This is a genomic window from Peribacillus frigoritolerans (genome assembly GCF_030676415.1).
Lineage (GTDB): Bacteria > Bacillota > Bacilli > Bacillales > DSM-1321 > Peribacillus > Peribacillus frigoritolerans_A.
In genome coordinates, this window is record NZ_JAUUTW010000087.1 from 1 (window position 1) to 591 (window position 591).

General features: G+C 40.3%; 1 protein-coding gene. It reads left to right on the forward strand.

Annotated features, from left to right (window positions below):
- The coding region (locus Q8G36_RS28580) for a tyrosine-type recombinase/integrase (RefSeq protein ID WP_305275332.1) at positions 1-591 on the forward strand (591 nt) is incomplete at both ends.

A 591-nucleotide genomic window follows, 5' to 3' on the forward strand; every position in this document is an offset into this window, starting at 1 on the left:
TTTTCCAGGTTCCTTGATAAACCCGAAATCGTCCTCAACATCGATCGTAAAGCAAAGGAAAAGAAAGAAGATCCGCCAAAAGCCCTGAACATGCTTGAGCAAGCTGCTCTCCTAAAAGAAATCGAGGTCTCTGGGCATTTCAGGAATATTGCTATTGTCTACACAATGATTCATACGGGTATCCGGGTATCCGAACTTTGTGATTTGAACCATAGTGACATTCAAAAAGAGGGAGAAAGGCAATATATCCTCATCCGGGATTCAAAAGGTGATATAGACAGGAAGATTCCACTCTCCTTGACTGCTAGTGAAAAGATCAAGGCATACAAGGAATTTTTAAATATGGAAACGGAAGCCATCTTCATATCCAGTGTGAATCAACGCATCACGCCAAGGTCCGTGCAATATATGCTGACTAAATATAATGCGACTCCCCATAAGCTGCGGAATACGTTTTGCCAAACATTAATCGATAAGGGGATAGACCTTCAAACCGTTTCAAAATTGATGGGGCATAAAGATTTGAACATGACCAAACGTTATATAGGAGAAGGAAAAGAAGAATTGGAATCAGCCATTGAAAATACTTTT